General features: G+C 60.5%; 16 protein-coding genes. 10 read left to right on the forward strand and 6 right to left on the reverse strand.

All coding sequences use genetic code 11. The features are described 5' to 3' along the window. Positions 1-278 precede the first annotated feature (278 nt). From ACA071_RS06725 to ACA071_RS06735, 3 genes are all read left to right on the forward strand, one after another. Positions 279-860 carry a DJ-1/PfpI family protein gene (locus ACA071_RS06725; RefSeq protein WP_054046826.1) on the forward strand — a complete coding sequence of 194 codons (582 nt, stop codon included), beginning with the start codon at positions 279-281 and terminating at the stop codon, positions 858-860. A gap of 14 nt (positions 861-874) precedes the next feature. Beyond that, on the forward strand, positions 875-1180 hold the full coding sequence (locus tag ACA071_RS06730) for a ribbon-helix-helix domain-containing protein (RefSeq protein ID WP_201195320.1): 306 nt from the start codon (positions 875-877) through the stop codon (positions 1178-1180). A gap of 163 nt (positions 1181-1343) precedes the next feature. Then, on the forward strand, positions 1344-1688 hold the full coding sequence (locus ACA071_RS06735) for a YegP family protein (protein WP_497643662.1): 345 nt from the start codon (positions 1344-1346) through the stop codon (positions 1686-1688). A 132-nt stretch (positions 1689-1820) separates the two neighbouring features. On the opposite strand, the gene ACA071_RS06740 is transcribed toward ACA071_RS06735, so the two are convergent. Together ACA071_RS06740 and ACA071_RS06745 are read right to left on the reverse strand one after the other, a co-directional pair. After that, on the reverse strand, positions 1821-2708 hold the full coding sequence (locus ACA071_RS06740; RefSeq protein ID WP_497643663.1) for a dihydrodipicolinate synthase family protein: 888 nt from the start codon (positions 2706-2708) through the stop codon (positions 1821-1823). 31 nt (positions 2709-2739) lie between these two features. Then, positions 2740-3522, reverse strand: coding sequence for an aldolase (locus tag ACA071_RS06745; protein WP_497643664.1), 783 nt, complete (start codon positions 3520-3522; stop codon positions 2740-2742). A 159-nt stretch (positions 3523-3681) separates the two neighbouring features. On the opposite strand from ACA071_RS06745, the gene ACA071_RS06750 reads away from it, so the two are divergent. Next, a complete protein-coding gene (locus ACA071_RS06750) occupies positions 3682-4224 on the forward strand; it encodes a helix-turn-helix domain-containing protein (RefSeq protein ID WP_497643665.1) in 543 nt (180 codons plus the stop codon). A 113-nt stretch (positions 4225-4337) separates the two neighbouring features. On the opposite strand, the gene ACA071_RS06755 is transcribed toward ACA071_RS06750, so the two are convergent. Then, positions 4338-5357 carry a DUF4917 family protein gene (locus tag ACA071_RS06755; protein ID WP_497643666.1) on the reverse strand — a complete coding sequence of 340 codons (1020 nt, stop codon included), beginning with the start codon at positions 5355-5357 and terminating at the stop codon, positions 4338-4340. 157 nt (positions 5358-5514) lie between these two features. Between ACA071_RS06755 and yiaY the strand changes: the two genes are divergently transcribed. Next, positions 5515-6663 (forward strand): L-threonine dehydrogenase, encoded by a 1149-nt coding sequence (yiaY, locus tag ACA071_RS06760; RefSeq protein ID WP_497643667.1) that lies wholly within the window; start codon positions 5515-5517, stop codon positions 6661-6663. On the opposite strand, the gene ACA071_RS06765 is transcribed toward yiaY, so the two are convergent. Further along, entirely contained in the window at positions 6660-7826 is a 1167-nt protein-coding gene (locus ACA071_RS06765) for an MFS transporter (RefSeq protein ID WP_497643668.1), read from the reverse strand. The two genes, yiaY and ACA071_RS06765, sit on opposite strands and share 4 nt — an antisense overlap. A 17-nt stretch (positions 7827-7843) precedes the next feature. Beyond that, positions 7844-9070, reverse strand: a complete 1227-nt coding sequence (locus tag ACA071_RS06770) for an aminotransferase class I/II-fold pyridoxal phosphate-dependent enzyme (RefSeq protein ID WP_497643669.1) — start codon at positions 9068-9070, stop codon at positions 7844-7846. A 200-nt stretch (positions 9071-9270) separates the two neighbouring features. On the opposite strand from ACA071_RS06770, the gene ACA071_RS06775 reads away from it, so the two are divergent. The 4 genes from ACA071_RS06775 to ACA071_RS06790 all read left to right on the forward strand — a co-directional run bounded on the left by ACA071_RS06775 (position 9271) and on the right by ACA071_RS06790 (position 13987). Continuing rightward, the gene (locus ACA071_RS06775; RefSeq protein WP_497643670.1) at positions 9271-10179 is read left to right on the forward strand and encodes a LysR family transcriptional regulator; all 909 of its coding nucleotides are present in this window, start codon (positions 9271-9273) and stop codon (positions 10177-10179) included. 175 nt (positions 10180-10354) lie between these two features. Beyond that, a complete protein-coding gene (locus ACA071_RS06780) occupies positions 10355-11548 on the forward strand; it encodes a CaiB/BaiF CoA transferase family protein (RefSeq protein ID WP_497643671.1) in 1194 nt (397 codons plus the stop codon). Then, entirely contained in the window at positions 11545-12471 is a 927-nt protein-coding gene (locus ACA071_RS06785; RefSeq protein WP_497643672.1) for a hydroxymethylglutaryl-CoA lyase, read from the forward strand. Before ACA071_RS06780 ends, ACA071_RS06785 begins: the two co-directional genes overlap by 4 nt. 184 nt (positions 12472-12655) lie before the next feature. Beyond that, entirely contained in the window at positions 12656-13987 is a 1332-nt protein-coding gene (locus ACA071_RS06790; RefSeq protein WP_497643673.1) for an MFS transporter, read from the forward strand. Positions 13988-14065: 78 nt separating this feature from the next. On the opposite strand, the gene ACA071_RS06795 is transcribed toward ACA071_RS06790, so the two are convergent. After that, complete coding sequence (locus tag ACA071_RS06795; protein ID WP_497643674.1) at positions 14066-14554, reverse strand: DMT family transporter; 489 nt, start codon at positions 14552-14554, stop codon at positions 14066-14068. Between the two features lie 78 nt (positions 14555-14632). Here ACA071_RS06795 and ACA071_RS06800 point away from each other — a divergent pair, with 78 nt between their 5' ends. Beyond that, complete coding sequence (locus tag ACA071_RS06800) at positions 14633-15550, forward strand: LysR substrate-binding domain-containing protein (protein ID WP_497643675.1); 918 nt, start codon at positions 14633-14635, stop codon at positions 15548-15550. The last annotated feature ends 214 nt before the right edge of the window (positions 15551-15764 follow it).

The raw sequence follows: 15764 nt of genomic DNA on the forward strand, positions 1-15764 counted from the left end.
CTAGCCACAAACCGCGTGGGCTGCGGTGTTACAGCTAGGCACAGAGTTATCCGTACAGTTGCGAGTAATGCTCGCAACGTAGGAGCTGCCGAAGGCTGCGATCTTTTGATCTTGACCTTGATCTTTTCCGGAATCGCTGAGGATCAAGATCAAAAGATCGCAGCCTTCGGCAGCTCCTACAGGTGATCGGCGTAGTAGTCGGTTATTACCTGCCCACGCAGATAAGGACTACCTTGAATACTCCTGCACGCCCACGTATTCCCAGAGGAGTCCTCCCCATGGCTGCCAAGAAAATCCTGATGCTGGTCGGCGATTACGTCGAAGACTACGAAGTGATGGTGCCGTTCCAGGCGCTGCTGATGGTCGGTCACACCGTGCACGCCGTGTGCCCGGACAAAAGCGCCGGCCAGACCGTGCGCACCGCGATCCATGACTTTGAAGGCGACCAGACCTACAGCGAAAAACCCGGACACCTGTTTGCCCTGAATTTCGACTTTGCCAAAGTGAAGGCCGCTGACTACGACGCGCTGCTGGTGCCGGGCGGTCGTGCGCCGGAGTACCTGCGCCTGAACGAAAAAGTCCTGGAACTGGTGCGAGATTTCGACAAGGCTGGCAAGCCGATCGCCGCCGTCTGTCATGGCGCGCAATTGCTCGCAGCGGCGGGGATTCTCGAAGGCCGCGAATGCAGCGCCTACCCGGCCTGTGCACCGGAAGTACGCCTGGCCGGTGGTACGTTCATCGATATCCCGGTGACGGAAGGCCACGTTCAAGGCAATCTGGCCACTGCTCCAGCCTGGCCGGCCCATCCGAGCTGGCTCGCCGGTTTCCTTGGCTTGCTGGGCACCAAAATCACGCTGTAACGAGGGACGTTTCCATGTGCGAGCTCTACGTCAAAGCCGATCCGATCCTCTACGAATCGCGCTCCCGCTCGCTGCGCATCTGCGGGGTAGTGACAACCCTGCGGCTGGAAAACCAGTTCTGGGACATCCTCAGCGAAATCGCCGAGGTCGACGGCATGACCACCAACCAGTTGATCGCCAAGCTGTATGAAGAGGTGATGGACTATCGCGGGGAAGTGGTGAATTTTGCTTCGTTCTTGCGGGTGAGTTGTATGCGGTATTTGTCGCAGCGGCGGGTGGCTGCGCCGGAGTTGTCAGTGGTGCGCACGGCGGTGAAGTAGCGCAGACCGCGCCGACTCCTTCGCGAGCAAGCCCGCTCCCACCTTGGATGCGTTCCCCCGTGGGAGCGGGCTTGCTCGCGAAGGGGCCGGCACAGGCGACAGAAACCACGGCGTGGTCTTTACTCTTTGGCGCGAACCCTCTCAATTGCCAAGGAGAACGAGCATGTCCGGATGGTACGAAGTGAGCAAAACCAGCAGCGGGCAGTTTCGGTTTGTGCTGAAAGCAGCCAATGCCGAAACCATTTTGACCAGCGAGCACTACACCAGCCGCGCCGCCGCCGACATCGGCATTACCTCGGTGCAGAAAAATAGCCCGCTGGATGAGCGCTATGAGAAAAAGACCACCAAGGATGGTCATCCGTACTTCAACCTCAAGGCGGGTAATCACGAGATTATTGGCAGCAGTGAGGCGTATTCCAGCGATGCGGCGCGGGAGAAGGGGATTGCCAGTGTGAAGGCCAATGGGCCGACCACGGTGATCAAGGACAAGACGTTGCCGGTGCTCTAAGTTCACCGCCGATCGTTCCCACGCTCCCGCGTGGGAATGCCTCCAGGGACGCTCCGCGTTCCAATGGGACGCGGAGCGTCCCGGGCTGCATTCCCACGCAGAGCGTGGGAACGATCGGCGGTCTACTCAGGATCAGCGCAAGGCTTTCAACAACCCTTGCAACTGGCTGCAACCTGCCTCGCTCAGTGGAAACACCGGCAACCGCGGATCCCCCACTTCCAACCCGGTCGCCCGCAACCCGGCCTTGATCGTCGCCGGCAAGCCACCCTTGAGAATGAAATCCAGCAACGGCAACTGGCGATAAAACAACTCACGCGCCTTGCCCAGATCGTTGGCCAGCATCGCGTCATACAAATCGAGATTGAGCTGCGGGATGAGGTTCGGCGCCGCCGTACACCAGCCTTTTGCCCCGGCCGCAAACGCTTCCAGCGCCAATGGATTGCAGCCGTTATAAAACGGCACTTGCCCTTCGCCGAGCAATTGCAGCTTGTGCATGCGCTGGATGTCACCCGTGCTTTCCTTGACCATCGTGACGTTTTCGACGGCGTTGAAAATCCGCAGGATCAGCTCCACCGACATGTCCGTCCCACTGGTGGCCGGGTTGTTGTAGAGCATGATCGGCACGCCAATGCTCTCGCCGATGGCGCGGTAGTGGGCGAGGATTTCCGCTTCGCTGAGTTTCCAGTAGGACGCTGGCAGCACCATCACCACATCGGCACCATGAGCTTCGGCGAAACGCGCGCGGCGCACTGCTTTGGCGGTGGTCAGGTCGGAGACGCTGACGACGGTCGGCACCCGTTTTGCCACATGTTTGATACTGAATTCGCTGACCTGATCCCACTCCGCATCGCTCAGGTAAGCGCCTTCGCCGGTACTGCCCAGCGGTGCGATGGCGTGGACGCCGCTGTCGATCAGCCGGTCGATGGAACGCCCGAGCGCGTCCAGATCCACGCCTTCGCCATTGGCGGTGAACGGGGTGATGGTGTAGCCGATGATGCCGTGAATGTTTGGGGTCGACATGGGGTCGCTCCTTTTGAAAATGAGGGTAGGTTCAGTTCAGGCAATCGGCGTGTTGGCGCAGGTTCTGCCGAGCGTAGTAGTTGAACGCCGCCGCGTGACGTTTCGGCTTGGAAATCCAGTCATGGGCTTCGCGGCCCAGTTCCGGCAGGATCGGTTTGATCGTCCCGGCGCTCATGGCCAGCAGCTGCAACTTCGCCGCGCGTTCGATCAATTGTGCAATCACGCAGGCTTCCTCGATGCTCGCGCCGGTGGACAATTGGCCGTGGTGGGAAAGCAGGATCGCCCGTTTATCCCCCAGCCCGGCGGAGATGATTTCCCCTTCTTCATTGCCCACCGGTACACCAGGCCAGGCTTCAAGAAACGCACAATCTTCATAGAGCGGGCACAGGTCCATGTGCGATACCTGCAACGGAACTTCGAGCATCGACAGCGCGGCCACATGAGTCGGGTGCGTGTGAATGATGCAGTTCACGTCCGGCCGGGCGCGGTACACCCAGCTGTGGAAACGGTTGGCCGGATTCGGCATGCCGTGGCCTTCAAGCACTTCCAGGTCTTCGTTGACCAGCAGCAGATTGCCGGCGGTGATTTCATCGAAACCCAGGCCCAATTGCTGAGTGTAATAAGTGCCAGGCTGCGGGCCACGGGCGGTGATTTGCCCGGCCAGGCCGGAGTCGTGGCCATTCTCGAACAGGATGCGGCAGGTCAGGGCCAGCTTTTGCCGGTCGGTCCACGTATTATCCGCCAGGGTGTTTTGCATCTGGATCAGCGCTTGCTTGACCAGTTGGTCTTTGGGTAGTGCTAAGGTCTTGGCCATATCGGTGTCCTTTGGGTTGTTCAATGGACGTCGGGTTTGCCGTTCACTCGTTACTTGCAAGGTCATGGGTGAATGCAAATGACACTAAAGAGGCTATATGACACGTTGTGTCATTGGCAAGGACAAATCGTCGATTCCTTGATGGATTAATTGCTCCACATGTCTATCCGTTTGAAATTACTCAGGAAAAAACTTGGCGTGACCCTGGAGGCCTTGGCCGAAAAGTCCGGCATGACCAAGAGTTATCTGTCGAAAGTCGAGCGCGGGCTGAACACCCCGTCGATTGCCGCTGCGCTGAAACTGGCCAAGGCGCTGAACGTGAAGGTCGAGGAATTGTTCTCCGAAGACAGCATCAGCCTCGACAGCTACAGCCTGGTGCGCAGCGACGAACGCCAGTCCCTGGCCGCCAACGACCACAGCCCCGGTTACGCGGTGCTGGCCCATCAGGTCAGTGAGCGCAGCCTGTTGCCGTTCATCATTTATCCGCCGAGCGAATTCGCTGACAAGACCTTCAAGGAACACCTGGGGGAGGAGTTTTTGTTTGTCCACGAAGGGCAAGTGGAAGTGGACTTCATGAACGAGCGGGTGCTGCTCAATCGTGGGGATGCGCTGCATTTCAATGCGCAGAAACCGCATCGGATCCGCTCAGTGGGGGAGGTTCAGGCGCAGTTGTTGGTGGTGGTGCATAGCAGCGAAGAATGACCTGACTGTTGATCGTTCCCACGCTCCGCGTGGGAATGCCTCAAGGGACGCTCCGCGACCAGTGACGCGGAGCGTCCCGGGCTGCATTCCCACGCGGAGCGTGGGAACGATCCTTAGACTTCAACTGGAACCCTAAGCTTCGTACTCCCCAAAGCATGGGTCTTGGAATCAAAAAACCTCAGCTCAACCCCCGTCCCCTCAAACACCTTCGCGTAATGCCGCTTCTGATGCTGGATAAACGCCTTGGTCCGCGGATAAATCGACACCGCCACCACCTTCGGTTTCGCTTGGCGCAGCGCATGAATGATGTGGCTGTCCTGCTCGCCCAGCGCATGCCCAAAGATGCACAACCCCTCGCCATGCCCCAGTAACTGGTCATAACAGAATGACAAATAATCCGAACTGCGAATGGTCTTGAGCTTGTCCTGCGCCGGCCCTTCATTGACGAACAACGGCACGTCATCCAGGGTCTTGATCGTGTTGTTGATGGCAAAGCTGCCCAGCAACGTACCTTCGGTCGACATCAATTTGCGCGCCGTGCCGTCCTGGTTGCGCACCAGGTGCAGGCCACCGTGCAGGTAAAGTAAACGCGGTTTGCCGGTCGCGCTGGCGCTCAAGTCGAAGCTCGGTTCGCTGCCGTGGAACAGGTCGGTGATTGCATCAGGCTGATGCTGGATCGCCCAGTTACTCAGCAGATCGTAGTTGGTGGTAAACACCGTCCGATAACGACCCAGTTCCTGGTTGATCGTCGCCAGGGTCGAAGGCACGACCAGCCGCCACGGGATATGTACCGCGTGCACGGTGTTGATCAGCGCTTCCTTGATCGCGTAGTAGCGATTGCGCGGCGCGGCGGAGCTGATGGCCAGGGCCTTGTTGACGCGGCTGGTGATTTTCAGCGCGCTGAGGACCTGCTCGAAACTGCGGGTCTGCAGCGCATCAAACACGCTCAGCTCGGATTGGCTCAGGGGTTTTTCTTCGACGGTGCGCGCATTGTCGAACAGCGAGTCGTAGCCGAAGTCGTCCCACACCGCGCGGCTGGCGCCGTTGCCCAGCAGCAGGCCGCTGAACGAAGCGCTGGTGCGCAAGGCGTTCCAGTCTTCAAGTTGGGCATCGACATCCTGGAAATCGGTCATTGCGTTGGTCGTCTCAAAAAGCAAAAAGTCTGATGGGCGGCGACTTTATCACGACCGGGGGTTGAGCCAGATCAACATGCGCCGTGACTGATCGGTCGATCCTGTGCACATCCGCTGAATCGGCGCTGTCGATTCGGCCCCGCCAGGAGATTCGCTCATGAGCAGCACGTTTTTCATCCCCGCCGTGAACATCATGGGCAACGGTTGCCTCGACGAAGCCATGGACGCCATCCGCAAGTACGGTTTTCGCAAGGCGCTGATCGTCACCGACGCCGGGCTGGCCAAGGCCGGCGTGGCGGCGATGATCGCCGAGAAGCTGGCAATGCAGGACATCGATTCGGTGATCTTCGACGGCGCCAAGCCGAACCCGAGCATCGCCAACGTCGAGCGTGGCCTGGGCCTGCTCAAGGAAAGCCGCTGTGATTTCGTGGTGTCCCTGGGCGGTGGTTCGCCCCACGACTGCGCCAAGGGCATTGCCTTGTGCGCGACCAACGGTGGGCAGATCCGCGACTACGAAGGCGTCGATCAATCCGAAAAGCCGCAACTGCCGTTGATCGCCATCAACACCACCGCCGGCACCGCCAGCGAGATGACCCGCTTTTGCATCATCACCGACGAGTCGCGCCACGTAAAAATGGCCATCGTCGACCGCAACGTCACGCCGTTGCTGTCGGTCAACGACCCGGCGCTGATGGTCGCGATGCCCAAGGGCCTGACCGCCGCCACCGGCATGGACGCGTTGACCCACGCCATCGAAGCCTATGTCTCCACCGCCGCCAATCCGATCACCGACGCCTGTGCGCTGAAGGCCATCACCCTGATCAGCAACAACCTGCGCCTGGCCGTGCGCGATGGCAGTGACATGGCTGCCCGGGAAAACATGGCCTATGCGCAGTTCCTCGCCGGCATGGCGTTCAACAATGCGTCCCTCGGTTACGTGCACGCGATGGCTCACCAGTTAGGCGGTTTCTACGACTTGCCTCACGGTGTTTGCAACGCGGTGCTGCTGCCGCATGTGCAGAGCTTCAATGCGCTGGTGTGCGCTGATCGACTGGCCGATGTGGCCCTCGCCATGGGCGCCGACATTCGCGGCTTCAGCCCGGAAGAGGGTGCGCAGGCGGCCATCGCGGCGATTCGCAGCCTGGCCAGGGACGTGGAGATCCCCGGCGGTTTGCGCGACCTTGGCGCCAAGCTCAACGACATTCCGGTCCTTGCCATCAATGCCTTGAAAGACGCCTGTGGCTTGACCAACCCGCGCGCGGCGGATCAACGGCAGATCGAGGAGATTTTCCGCAGCGCGTTCTAAGTGGTTTTGCGGCCCGGCGCGAACCTCACGCAGAGCATTGCGCCGAGGGCCAGCAAAGTACACAACAACGATAACGGCCAGGCTTGCTGACTGGCGATCAGGCTGGCGATGCCGCCGATAACAGCGGCCATCAGTTGATGAATAAAACCGCTCAACGCCATCGCATAAGCGCCGCCGACCGGTGAGCCGTCGTTGGCCAGCGACAGGCTGATCGGATAATTCAACGACTGGCCGAGTACCGCAACGCAGTAAGGTAGCCAGAAAAGCAACGCCACCGAAGTCCCCGCCACGCTCCCCAGCAACATCACCCCGCTTCCAGCCAACACCAGGCCCACACCCAGCGTCATCAGCCAATGCTGACCGGTGCGCAATACGAAGCGATTGACTCCCAGTGCTCCGAGAAAATATGCAGCGCTGATTGGCCATCCCAGCAACCCGTATTCCACGGCGGTCCAGTTGAACGGTCCTTGCAGAATCAATGGTGCCGCCGTGTTGAACGCGATGATCACCCCGTAACCGAGGCCGCCGGCGAGGGCCGGTAGCAGGAACGCTCGATGACGCAGGATGCGCCAGTAGCTCGGCCAGCTGGATGACGGGCGGTGTTCGTCAGTCAGTACCGGGAACGCGACCCGCGCCACGATCACCGCCATCAGCAGACTCACACCACCCAACAGATAAAAGATCGCCGGCCAACCCAACGCCACCTGAATGATTGACCCCAGGTACTGGCCAATCCCCAACGCCACCACAAAGGAAATCGAAATCCACGACAACGCCTTGGCCAGCAGGTCACCACGGAAACTGTCGCGGATCAGCACCCGCACCATCACCGAAATTCCGCTGGCACCAATGCCCTGAAGCAATCGAAAGAACAGGAACGACTCCAGCGTCTGGCCCAGGGGCAGGGCAAGGTTGCCCAGCCCATAAATGCCGAGCGCCGCGAGCAACACCGGTTTACGTCCGATGCGCTGGCCAAGACTGCCCCAGAACAGCATCGGCAGCGCCATGCCGATCAGGTACACCGCCAGCCCCCACGACACCTGGGCCGCATCGGCGGATAGATGTCGGGCAATCTCCGGCAAGGCAGGCAGATAAATGCTCATGCCCAATTGCGCGAGAAAAACCGTGCTGCAAGTGACGAGAAGGGTGGTGCTGCTCTTCATGGAATCTTCCCTGGGTTTCAGCTGCCGACGTCCCGGCCGTGGGTACGCAAAAGCTCGGTGGTGAGTTCACAAAAGTGGCGAATCAACCCGGGCTCCATGTCGGCCCGCAAGGTGATCCGGATGGCCGCCTGACCTTGCGCGACCACCGGAAAAAACACCGCCGAGGTGAAGAAACCGAGATTGGCCAATTCGATCGCGATGGTGTTGGCCAGCATTGCTTCATCACAGCGGATCAGTCGAATCGCCATGTTGCTGCCGTGTTGTTCGGTTCGAATCAGGCTGTCAAAGAGCTGGATATTAACCTGAAGTTTTTCCTGCAACGCGGCGAATTCCGGAGTGCGGTGCAGCTTGATCGATGCTCTGCCTGCACCAATGGCTGCGCTGTTCAGGCTTTGCGACCAGTTGCTTGGGCCGCCGTAACGCTGAATAAGCTTCTTCTGCCGTTCACTGCCGAGCATCACCAGACCACCACTGGCGCCAAACGATTTGGCCAGTGAGGCGACGATCAGACAGTCATCTTCAAGGGCGTGCAGCGTGGGGCGTACAAGGCCGGCGCCGAACGTTCCTACGGCAGAGAGTGCGTGGGAATCGTCCAGGTACAGAAACAGCCCATAGCGATCCTTCAGGTACAAAAGACTCTCCATGTCTGCCACCCCACCCATGCTGTATGCACCATCGGCGACGTACGCAACCGTAGTGTTTTGCTGACACTGCTTTTCCAGGAAATCCATGTCGTTATGGGGGCATGTCACCACCCTGGTTTCGTCCGCACACGCGGCTTTGAGGTGATTCATCGAGTAATGCGCCAACCGGTCGAACACCATCACCGGCGGGCGGTTTTCGGTGAATACGCCACTGGCCAGCAACGGCAGGATCCCGGCACTCGCCGCGCTGCAAGACAAGGTGCTGAGGCAACGGGCGCCGAACAACTCGGACAGTTCGGTTTCGTACTGATCCAGAATCGCCAGTTTGCAGCGGTTTTTTGAGTTGGCGACGCGAAGGGTGCCGGTTTCCCACAAGGTGCTCATGGCGCCTTTGAGCAGATCGGGGTGGTGATCCAGGCCCAGGTAGGACGTGGTGCAGAAGTGATGAAACGCCCGCCCATATTGGTCAACCATTCGGTTGGTGCTTCTGATGTCGACATTAAGTCCCGCGACCTTACCGGCCTCGGCGGTTTCCCAGTCGTGGTCGGCGAGGGCGATCAGTTTTCGATAGTTGGTGAAGGTGTTGGCCGTCTGGTCCATAGAGAGTGTTGCTCCTTGTGTGATGCTGCGTCCTTGTGTGTTTCCAGACTTTACGGAATGCGACGGCGGCGTTGAATCGGCCGATTCCTGCATGTTTGAGTGTTACAAGAGATTTATGTGTAGGACGGCGTCTCGTGATGCTGTGGGCCAAAACCGGGCTATCCTGCCGACTCAGCCGAACCCACGCCATCGAGCCCCCCATGCTGCAAAAAAGCCTGATCCGCCGCCTCGATCTAATCACCCTCCAACTGTTCGTCGCCGTCCACGAAGAGGGCACGCTGACCCGTGCCGCGACCCGGGAAGCGATTGCGGTGTCGGCGGCGAGCAAGCGCTTGATGGAGTTGGAGGAGGCGTTCGGCATCAGTCTGTTCGTGCGCCAGGCCAAGGGCATGACCCTGACCCCGGCCGGGGAAACCCTGTTGCACCATGCCCGGCAGATGCTGTTCAACGTCGAGAAAATGGGGTTGGAACTGGGTGAGCACAGCCACGGGATTCGCGGTTATGTGCGGATGCTGGCCAATCTGTCGGCGATCATTCAATTTCTGCCTGAGGATTTGCGCGACTTCTCCGAGCGTCATCCCCAGGTCAAGACCGACCTCGAAGAACGGCCCAGCAGCGGCGTGATCCAGGGTGTGCTCGACGGCGTGGCGGATCTTGGGATCTGCTCCAGTGACAGCGACGTCAAAGGTCTGCACAGCGTGCTGTATCGCCAGGACAAACTGGTGGTGTTGATGCCGCCGGATCATCCGTTGGCCAGCCGCGAAACCCTGGCCTTCGCCGATACCCTGGGCAGCGATTATGTCGGCCTGCATGCCGCCAGTTCGATCAACATGCGCACCCACGCCGCCGCGCGCAAGGCCGGCAAGGTGCTGCGGCTGCGGATCCATGTGCCGGGGTTCGATGCGATGTGCCGGATGGTCCAGGCCAACATGGGCATCGGCATCCTGCCGCAAAAGGCTTATGAATTGTTTGGCCGGGCGCTGGGGTTGCATGCGGTGCCATTGACGGATGACTGGTCGGATCGGGCGCTGATTCTGGTGGTTCGGGATGAAGCGGGGTTGTCGCCGGTGAGTCGGATGTTGTTTGAGCAGTTGCGCGGGCAGGGTTGAGGTTTTCGTTGGTCGTGATGGCCTCCTCGCGGGCCAGCCTCGCTCCTGCAAGGACAGCGGCAATCTCCCCGACCGTTCGCGTTTCACGAACGCTCGTTGCCAACTGAAGGTTGGATTCCCCACCCCTCGCTCCTCTAGCCTTGGCACATATTCCAAGAATAAGAGGTACCCCGCGATGACTGCCCCCCTGAGTGCAATCAAGGTGATTGAGATCGGTACGCTGATCGCCGCACCGTTTGCCGCGCGCATGCTCGCCGAGTTCGGCGCCGAGGTGATCAAGATCGAAGCCATGGGCCAGGGCGATCCCCTGCGCAAATGGCGAAAACTGCACGAGGGCACCTCGCTGTGGTGGTACCTGCAATCGCGCAACAAGAAGTCCCTGGCGCTGAATCTGAAATCCCCTGAAGGCATCGAACTGGTCAAGCAACTGGCGACCAGCGCCGACGTGCTGATCGAAAACCTGCGCCCCGGCGCCCTGGAAAAACTCGGCCTGGGCTGGGACGTGCTGCACGCCCTCAACCCCAACCTGACCCTGGTGCGGATTTCCGGCTACGGCCAGACCGGCCCGTACCGTGACCGCCCGGGTTTCGGCGCTATCGGCGAGGCCATGGGCGGGATTCGCTACACCACCGGCACCCCCGGTTCACCACCAGCCCGGGTCGGTGTCAGCCTCGGCGATTCCCTGGCGTCGTTGCACGCGGTGATCGGCGCGCTGATGTCATTGCTGCGGGTCAAGACCGGGCAGGGTGGCGGGCAAGTGGTCGATGTGTCGCTGGCCGAAAGTGTGTTCAACGTGATGGAAAGCCTGGTGCCGGAATACGACATGCAGGGCCACATTCGCGAACGCAGCGGCGGCGCGCTACCAGGCATCGCGCCGTCCAATACTTACCTGACTGCCGATGGCGCTTATGTGGTGATCGCCGGCAACAGCGACCCGATCTACAAGCGCTTGATGAACGTGATTGGTCGCAGCGATCTGGCCGAGGCGCCGGAATTCGCCCATAACGACGGCCGCGCCTTGAAAAGCAATGTGCTCGACGCGGCCATCACCCATTGGACCAGCAGCCTGCCAATCGATGACGTGCTGGCAGCGCTGGAAGCCGCCGAAGTCCCGGCCGGACGCATCTATTCCGTGGCCGATATCGTCGCCGATCCGCACTATCAGGCGCGGGACATGCTGCTCAACGCCGAACTGCCCGGCGGCGCCACGGTGAAGATGCCGGGCATCGTGCCGAAACTTTCGGAAACCCCCGGCGGCGTGAACTGGTCCGGGCCGCAACTGGGTCAGCACACCGACGGCATTCTTGCCGGGCTGGGCCTCACGGGTGCTGACATCGAACGGCTGAAAGCCGAAGGGGTGGTGCAATGATCACTGACTTTTCCCAGACGCTGATCGTTCAGGAAGTCTCGCCGCGCGACGGTTTGCAGATCGAGCCGACCTGGGTGGAAACCGCTGACAAGATTGCGCTGATCAATCAACTGTCGTTGGCCGGTTTCAGTCGCATCGAAGCGGGCTCGTTTGTCTCGCCCAAGGCCATTCCGGCGTTGCGCGATGGCGAGTTGGTGTTCGAGGGCATCACTCGGCAGCCCAGCGTGATCTACGTCGCGCTGATTCCCAACCTCAAAGGCGCGCAACGGGCATTGGCGACCAGGGCCGACGAGCTGAACCTGGTGATGTCCGCCAGCCAGACCCACAACCTGGCGAACATGCGCATGCGTTGTGAGGACTCGTTGGCGGCGTTCGGCGAGATCGTGCAATACGTCGGCGGCACACAGGTGCGACTCAACGGCAGTATCGCCACGACGTTTGGCTGCCCGTTCGAAGGCAAGATCGATGAGGATCGCGTGCTGCAAATTGTCGAGGCCTATCAGGAACTCGGGATCCAGGGCGTCACCCTGGCCGATACCACTGGCATGGCCAACCCACGGCAAGTGGATCGGTTGGTGCGACGGGTGTTGCAGCGGGTTGCGCCCGCGGACCTGACTCTGCATTTCCATAACACCCGCGGCCTCGGTTTGTGCAACGTGTTGGCCGCCTACGAGGCCGGTGCCCGACGCTTTGACGCGGCACTCGGTGGCCTCGGTGGTTGCCCGTTTGCACCGGGAGCCTCGGGCAACATCTGTACGGAAGATTTGGTCAATCTATGCGATGAAATCGGCATTTACACCGGTATCGATCTGCCGTTGCTGCTGAAACTGTCCCGAGGATTGCCGGCGCTGCTGGGCCACGAAGTGCCCGGTCAACTGGCCAAGGCCGGGCGCAATTGCGACCTGCATCCGTCCCCGTCCTGACCACCACACACCGCCTGTAGCGGCAAAGCTTGCTCGCGATGACGGCCTCCCATCCAACATCGATGCCGATTGAATGAACGCCATCGCGGGTAAGCGTTGCTCCTACAGAAAAGCGCACTAACGAATCTCAACCAGACAACAAAAACAATCGGACACCCACGGGCAGTCCGCCTGGAGAAACACCATGAGCCTCAACGTACTGGAGGCGGGCGCGAGCCCGTCCCTTAGCCACGATGTCGAAAAAGCCCTGGTCAGCAAAGTCGCCTGGCGCCTGATGCCGCTGATTATGGTCTGCTACCTGTTCGCATTTTTTGACCGCATCAACATCAGCTTCGCCAAGTTCCAGCTGCAAACCGACCTGAGCCTGAGCGACACCGCCTACGGCCTCGGCGCCGGGTTGTTCGTGGTCGGTTACGTGCTGTTCGAAGTGCCGAGCAACATGATGCTCTACAAGGTTGGCGCACGGCGCTGGATCGCCCGGATCATGATGTCCTGGGGCGTCGCCACCGCCCTCATGGTCTTCGTCAATACCGAATGGCAGTTCTACGCGCTGCGCTTTGTGATCGGTGCGATGGAGGCTGGGTTTGCGCCGGGCGTGCTGTATTACCTGACGCTGTGGTTCCCGCAGCACTATCGCGGGCGTATCACCTCGATGCTGTTTTTATCCTCGGCGTTTGCCGGTCTGGTCGGCGCGCCGTTTTCCGGTCTGGTGCTGCAACACCTCGACGGCGTTATGGACATGCGCGGCTGGCACTGGCTGTTCCTGCTGGGTGGAGTGCCCTGCATCCTTCTCGGTTTTCTGGTGTTGAAGTTGCTCAAGGACCGCATCGAAGACGCACATTGGCTGACACCGTCGGAGAAGACGTTGCTGGCCAGCCGTATCGCGCATCACGAGCCGCACAAGGGCGGTGGTTCATTGCTCGCGGCATTGCGGATTCCGGGTTTCCTGACCTTGGGGCTGATCTACTTCCTGATTCAGGTCGCGTCCTATGGCTTGAATTTCTGGGCGCCACAACTGATCCGTAGCGCAGGTACAGAAAGCCCGGTGATGATCGGACTGCTGACCGCAATCCCCTATATCTGCGGTGCAATCAGCATGGTAGTGATCGGGCGGTTGTCTGATGCGACCGGCGAACGCCGCAAGTTTGTTGCCGGTTTGGTGACGCTGGGCGCGGTAGGGTTCTTCTGCGCCGGGATCTTCGCCAACCACACGACCTTCCTGATTGTCGCGCTGGGCTTGCTCGGTGCCGGGATCATTGCCTGCATCCCGAGCTTCTGGACCCTGCCGCCGAAACTGCTGGCCGGCGCGGGTGCAGGTGCGGCGGGCGGGATCGCGGTGATCAACACCCTCGGCCAGTTCGGCGGCATTGTCAGCCCGGTGATGGTGGGGCGAATCAAGGACCTGACCGGCAGCACCACCCCGGCGCTGTATGTCATCGGCGTCGCCGCGTTGATCGCCGCTGCGTTGCTGATGTGGGGGTTACCGCAGAAGCTGCGTACGCTCGACAAGTTTTAAAAGGTCGCAGGCTGCCCCAACGCCGACAGGGACCACGCATCCCTGTAGGCGCTGGCGCAGCCTGCGATCTTTTGATCTTCAAGACGTCGCTATCAACGCTTTACCCGAGGGTCCACTGAACTGAATCAACACCACCCCCGCCACCAGCAACACTGCGCCAAACACCCGGGGCAAGGTCAACTGCCGCTCCACCAACCCGAACAACCCGAAATGGTCGAGCACCATTGACGCAATTACTTGCCCGGTCAGCGCCAGCACCACAAACCCCGACGCCCCGAGCTTTGGCAGCAACATCACCGCCAGCGCCACAAAGCACACACCGAACACGCCACCGGCCCACATCCACAGTGGCGCCTTGCTGACAAACGCGAGGGACGGCAGCGGCAAACGCAGGGCGAGGATGATCGGCAGCAACACCAGCAAACTCACCAGCAACGAGGTCAGCGTCGCCCATAACGGATGCCCGAGGCCTCGACTCAGATTGGCATTGATCGCACTCTGAAACGGCACCACCGCCCCGGCAATCACCGCCAGCAACAACAGACCGGCCCAATGCAACGTACTCATGATCAATACTCCAACAGGTTTTGCTGGACTCTAGGCTATTCGCCGCGCAAATTTAAATTCCAAATTTCTATGCAGAACATGCAGCAGATGAATGATCTTCGACGCATTGACCTCAACCTGCTGGTGATCCTCGACGCCTTGCTCAGCGAGCAACACGTGACCCGCGCCGCCGAGCGCCTGCACCTGAGCCAGCCGGCGGTCAGCCATGCCCTGGCGCGTCTGCGCGATCTGCTCGGCGACCCATTGCTGGTGCGCGCCGGCGCCACGCTCGTGCCGACCCCAAGAGCGCTGGAGTTGATCGCACCGTTGGCCGAAGCCCTGGCCCAGGTGCAATCGCTGCTGGCGCCCAACACCTTCGACCCGGCTACCGCCAAACGCAGCTTTCGCCTGGCGATGTCCGACTACGGCGCTGCCATCGTCCTGCCGGGCCTGATCCGCACCTTGCGCCGGGAAGCGCCGGGCATCGACCTGCAAATCAGCCACGCCAGCCGCGAAGGCATGCTCGATGGCGTGCTGAACGGCGACATTGATGTGGCCGCAGGTGTGTTTCCAGAATTGCCCAACGAACTGCGCAGCACGCCGCTATTCGACGAGCACTACGCCTGCCTGGTCGACCGCCACAGCCTGCCCGCCGACGGCACGCTCGACCTGCCCACCTACCTGGCCCGCCCCCACGTCCTACTGGAAATGCGCGGCAGCGGAACCCCGGAAATCGAACGGGCGCTGACAGCGCTGCGCGAACGCCGTCGGGTGGCGATCAGCCTGCCGCACTGGAGCGTGGCGCCCGAGTTCATCGCCGGCACCGATCTGATCCTGACCGTGGCCTCGCGTGGGTTGCGCGATATTGATGAGCAATCGCTGATCGTCGTCCCACCGCCGTTCCATATTCCGTCGTTCAGCTTTGTGCTGGTCTGGCATAAACGGCGGGGAGGAGATCAGGCGTTGAATTGGTTGAATGGGCGGATTGAGCAGGGAATAAAGCCATTCACTTATTAATCTCAGGCGAAACCCGCTCTTTGTAGCAGCTGGCGAAACCCACTCTTTGTAGCAGCTGGCGAAGCCTGCGTCCGGCTGCGCAGCAGTCGTAAAACCTGAGCACGCGGTCTTCCTGAAACACCGCGTCGGCTGGGTTTACGACTGCTGCGCAGCCGGACGCAGGCTTCGCCAGCTGCTACGGATCGTGTTGTGGCTTGATTGGTTGATATTGGTG

This window comes from Pseudomonas sp. LBUM1646 (genome assembly GCF_059716165.1).

Excerpts from the sequence above, each read along its gene's own strand:
- ACA071_RS06725 (WP_054046826.1), top strand. The coding sequence starts at position 279 with ATGGCTGCCAAGAAAATCCTGATGCTGGTCGGCGATTACGTCGAAGAC.
- ACA071_RS06730 (WP_201195320.1), top strand. The coding sequence starts at position 875 with ATGTGCGAGCTCTACGTCAAAGCCGATCCGATCCTCTACGAATCGCGC.
- ACA071_RS06735 (WP_497643662.1), top strand. The coding sequence starts at position 1,344 with ATGTCCGGATGGTACGAAGTGAGCAAAACCAGCAGCGGGCAGTTTCGG.
- ACA071_RS06740 (WP_497643663.1), bottom strand. The coding sequence starts at position 2,708 with ATGTCGACCCCAAACATTCACGGCATCATCGGCTACACCATCACCCCG.
- ACA071_RS06745 (WP_497643664.1), bottom strand. The coding sequence starts at position 3,522 with ATGGCCAAGACCTTAGCACTACCCAAAGACCAACTGGTCAAGCAAGCG.
- ACA071_RS06750 (WP_497643665.1), top strand. The coding sequence starts at position 3,682 with ATGTCTATCCGTTTGAAATTACTCAGGAAAAAACTTGGCGTGACCCTG.
- ACA071_RS06755 (WP_497643666.1), bottom strand. The coding sequence starts at position 5,357 with ATGACCGATTTCCAGGATGTCGATGCCCAACTTGAAGACTGGAACGCC.
- yiaY (WP_497643667.1), top strand. The coding sequence starts at position 5,515 with ATGAGCAGCACGTTTTTCATCCCCGCCGTGAACATCATGGGCAACGGT.
- ACA071_RS06765 (WP_497643668.1), bottom strand. The coding sequence starts at position 7,826 with ATGAAGAGCAGCACCACCCTTCTCGTCACTTGCAGCACGGTTTTTCTC.
- ACA071_RS06770 (WP_497643669.1), bottom strand. The coding sequence starts at position 9,070 with ATGGACCAGACGGCCAACACCTTCACCAACTATCGAAAACTGATCGCC.
- ACA071_RS06775 (WP_497643670.1), top strand. The coding sequence starts at position 9,271 with ATGCTGCAAAAAAGCCTGATCCGCCGCCTCGATCTAATCACCCTCCAA.
- ACA071_RS06780 (WP_497643671.1), top strand. The coding sequence starts at position 10,355 with ATGACTGCCCCCCTGAGTGCAATCAAGGTGATTGAGATCGGTACGCTG.
- ACA071_RS06785 (WP_497643672.1), top strand. The coding sequence starts at position 11,545 with ATGATCACTGACTTTTCCCAGACGCTGATCGTTCAGGAAGTCTCGCCG.
- ACA071_RS06790 (WP_497643673.1), top strand. The coding sequence starts at position 12,656 with ATGAGCCTCAACGTACTGGAGGCGGGCGCGAGCCCGTCCCTTAGCCAC.
- ACA071_RS06795 (WP_497643674.1), bottom strand. The coding sequence starts at position 14,554 with ATGAGTACGTTGCATTGGGCCGGTCTGTTGTTGCTGGCGGTGATTGCC.
- ACA071_RS06800 (WP_497643675.1), top strand. The coding sequence starts at position 14,633 with ATGCAGCAGATGAATGATCTTCGACGCATTGACCTCAACCTGCTGGTG.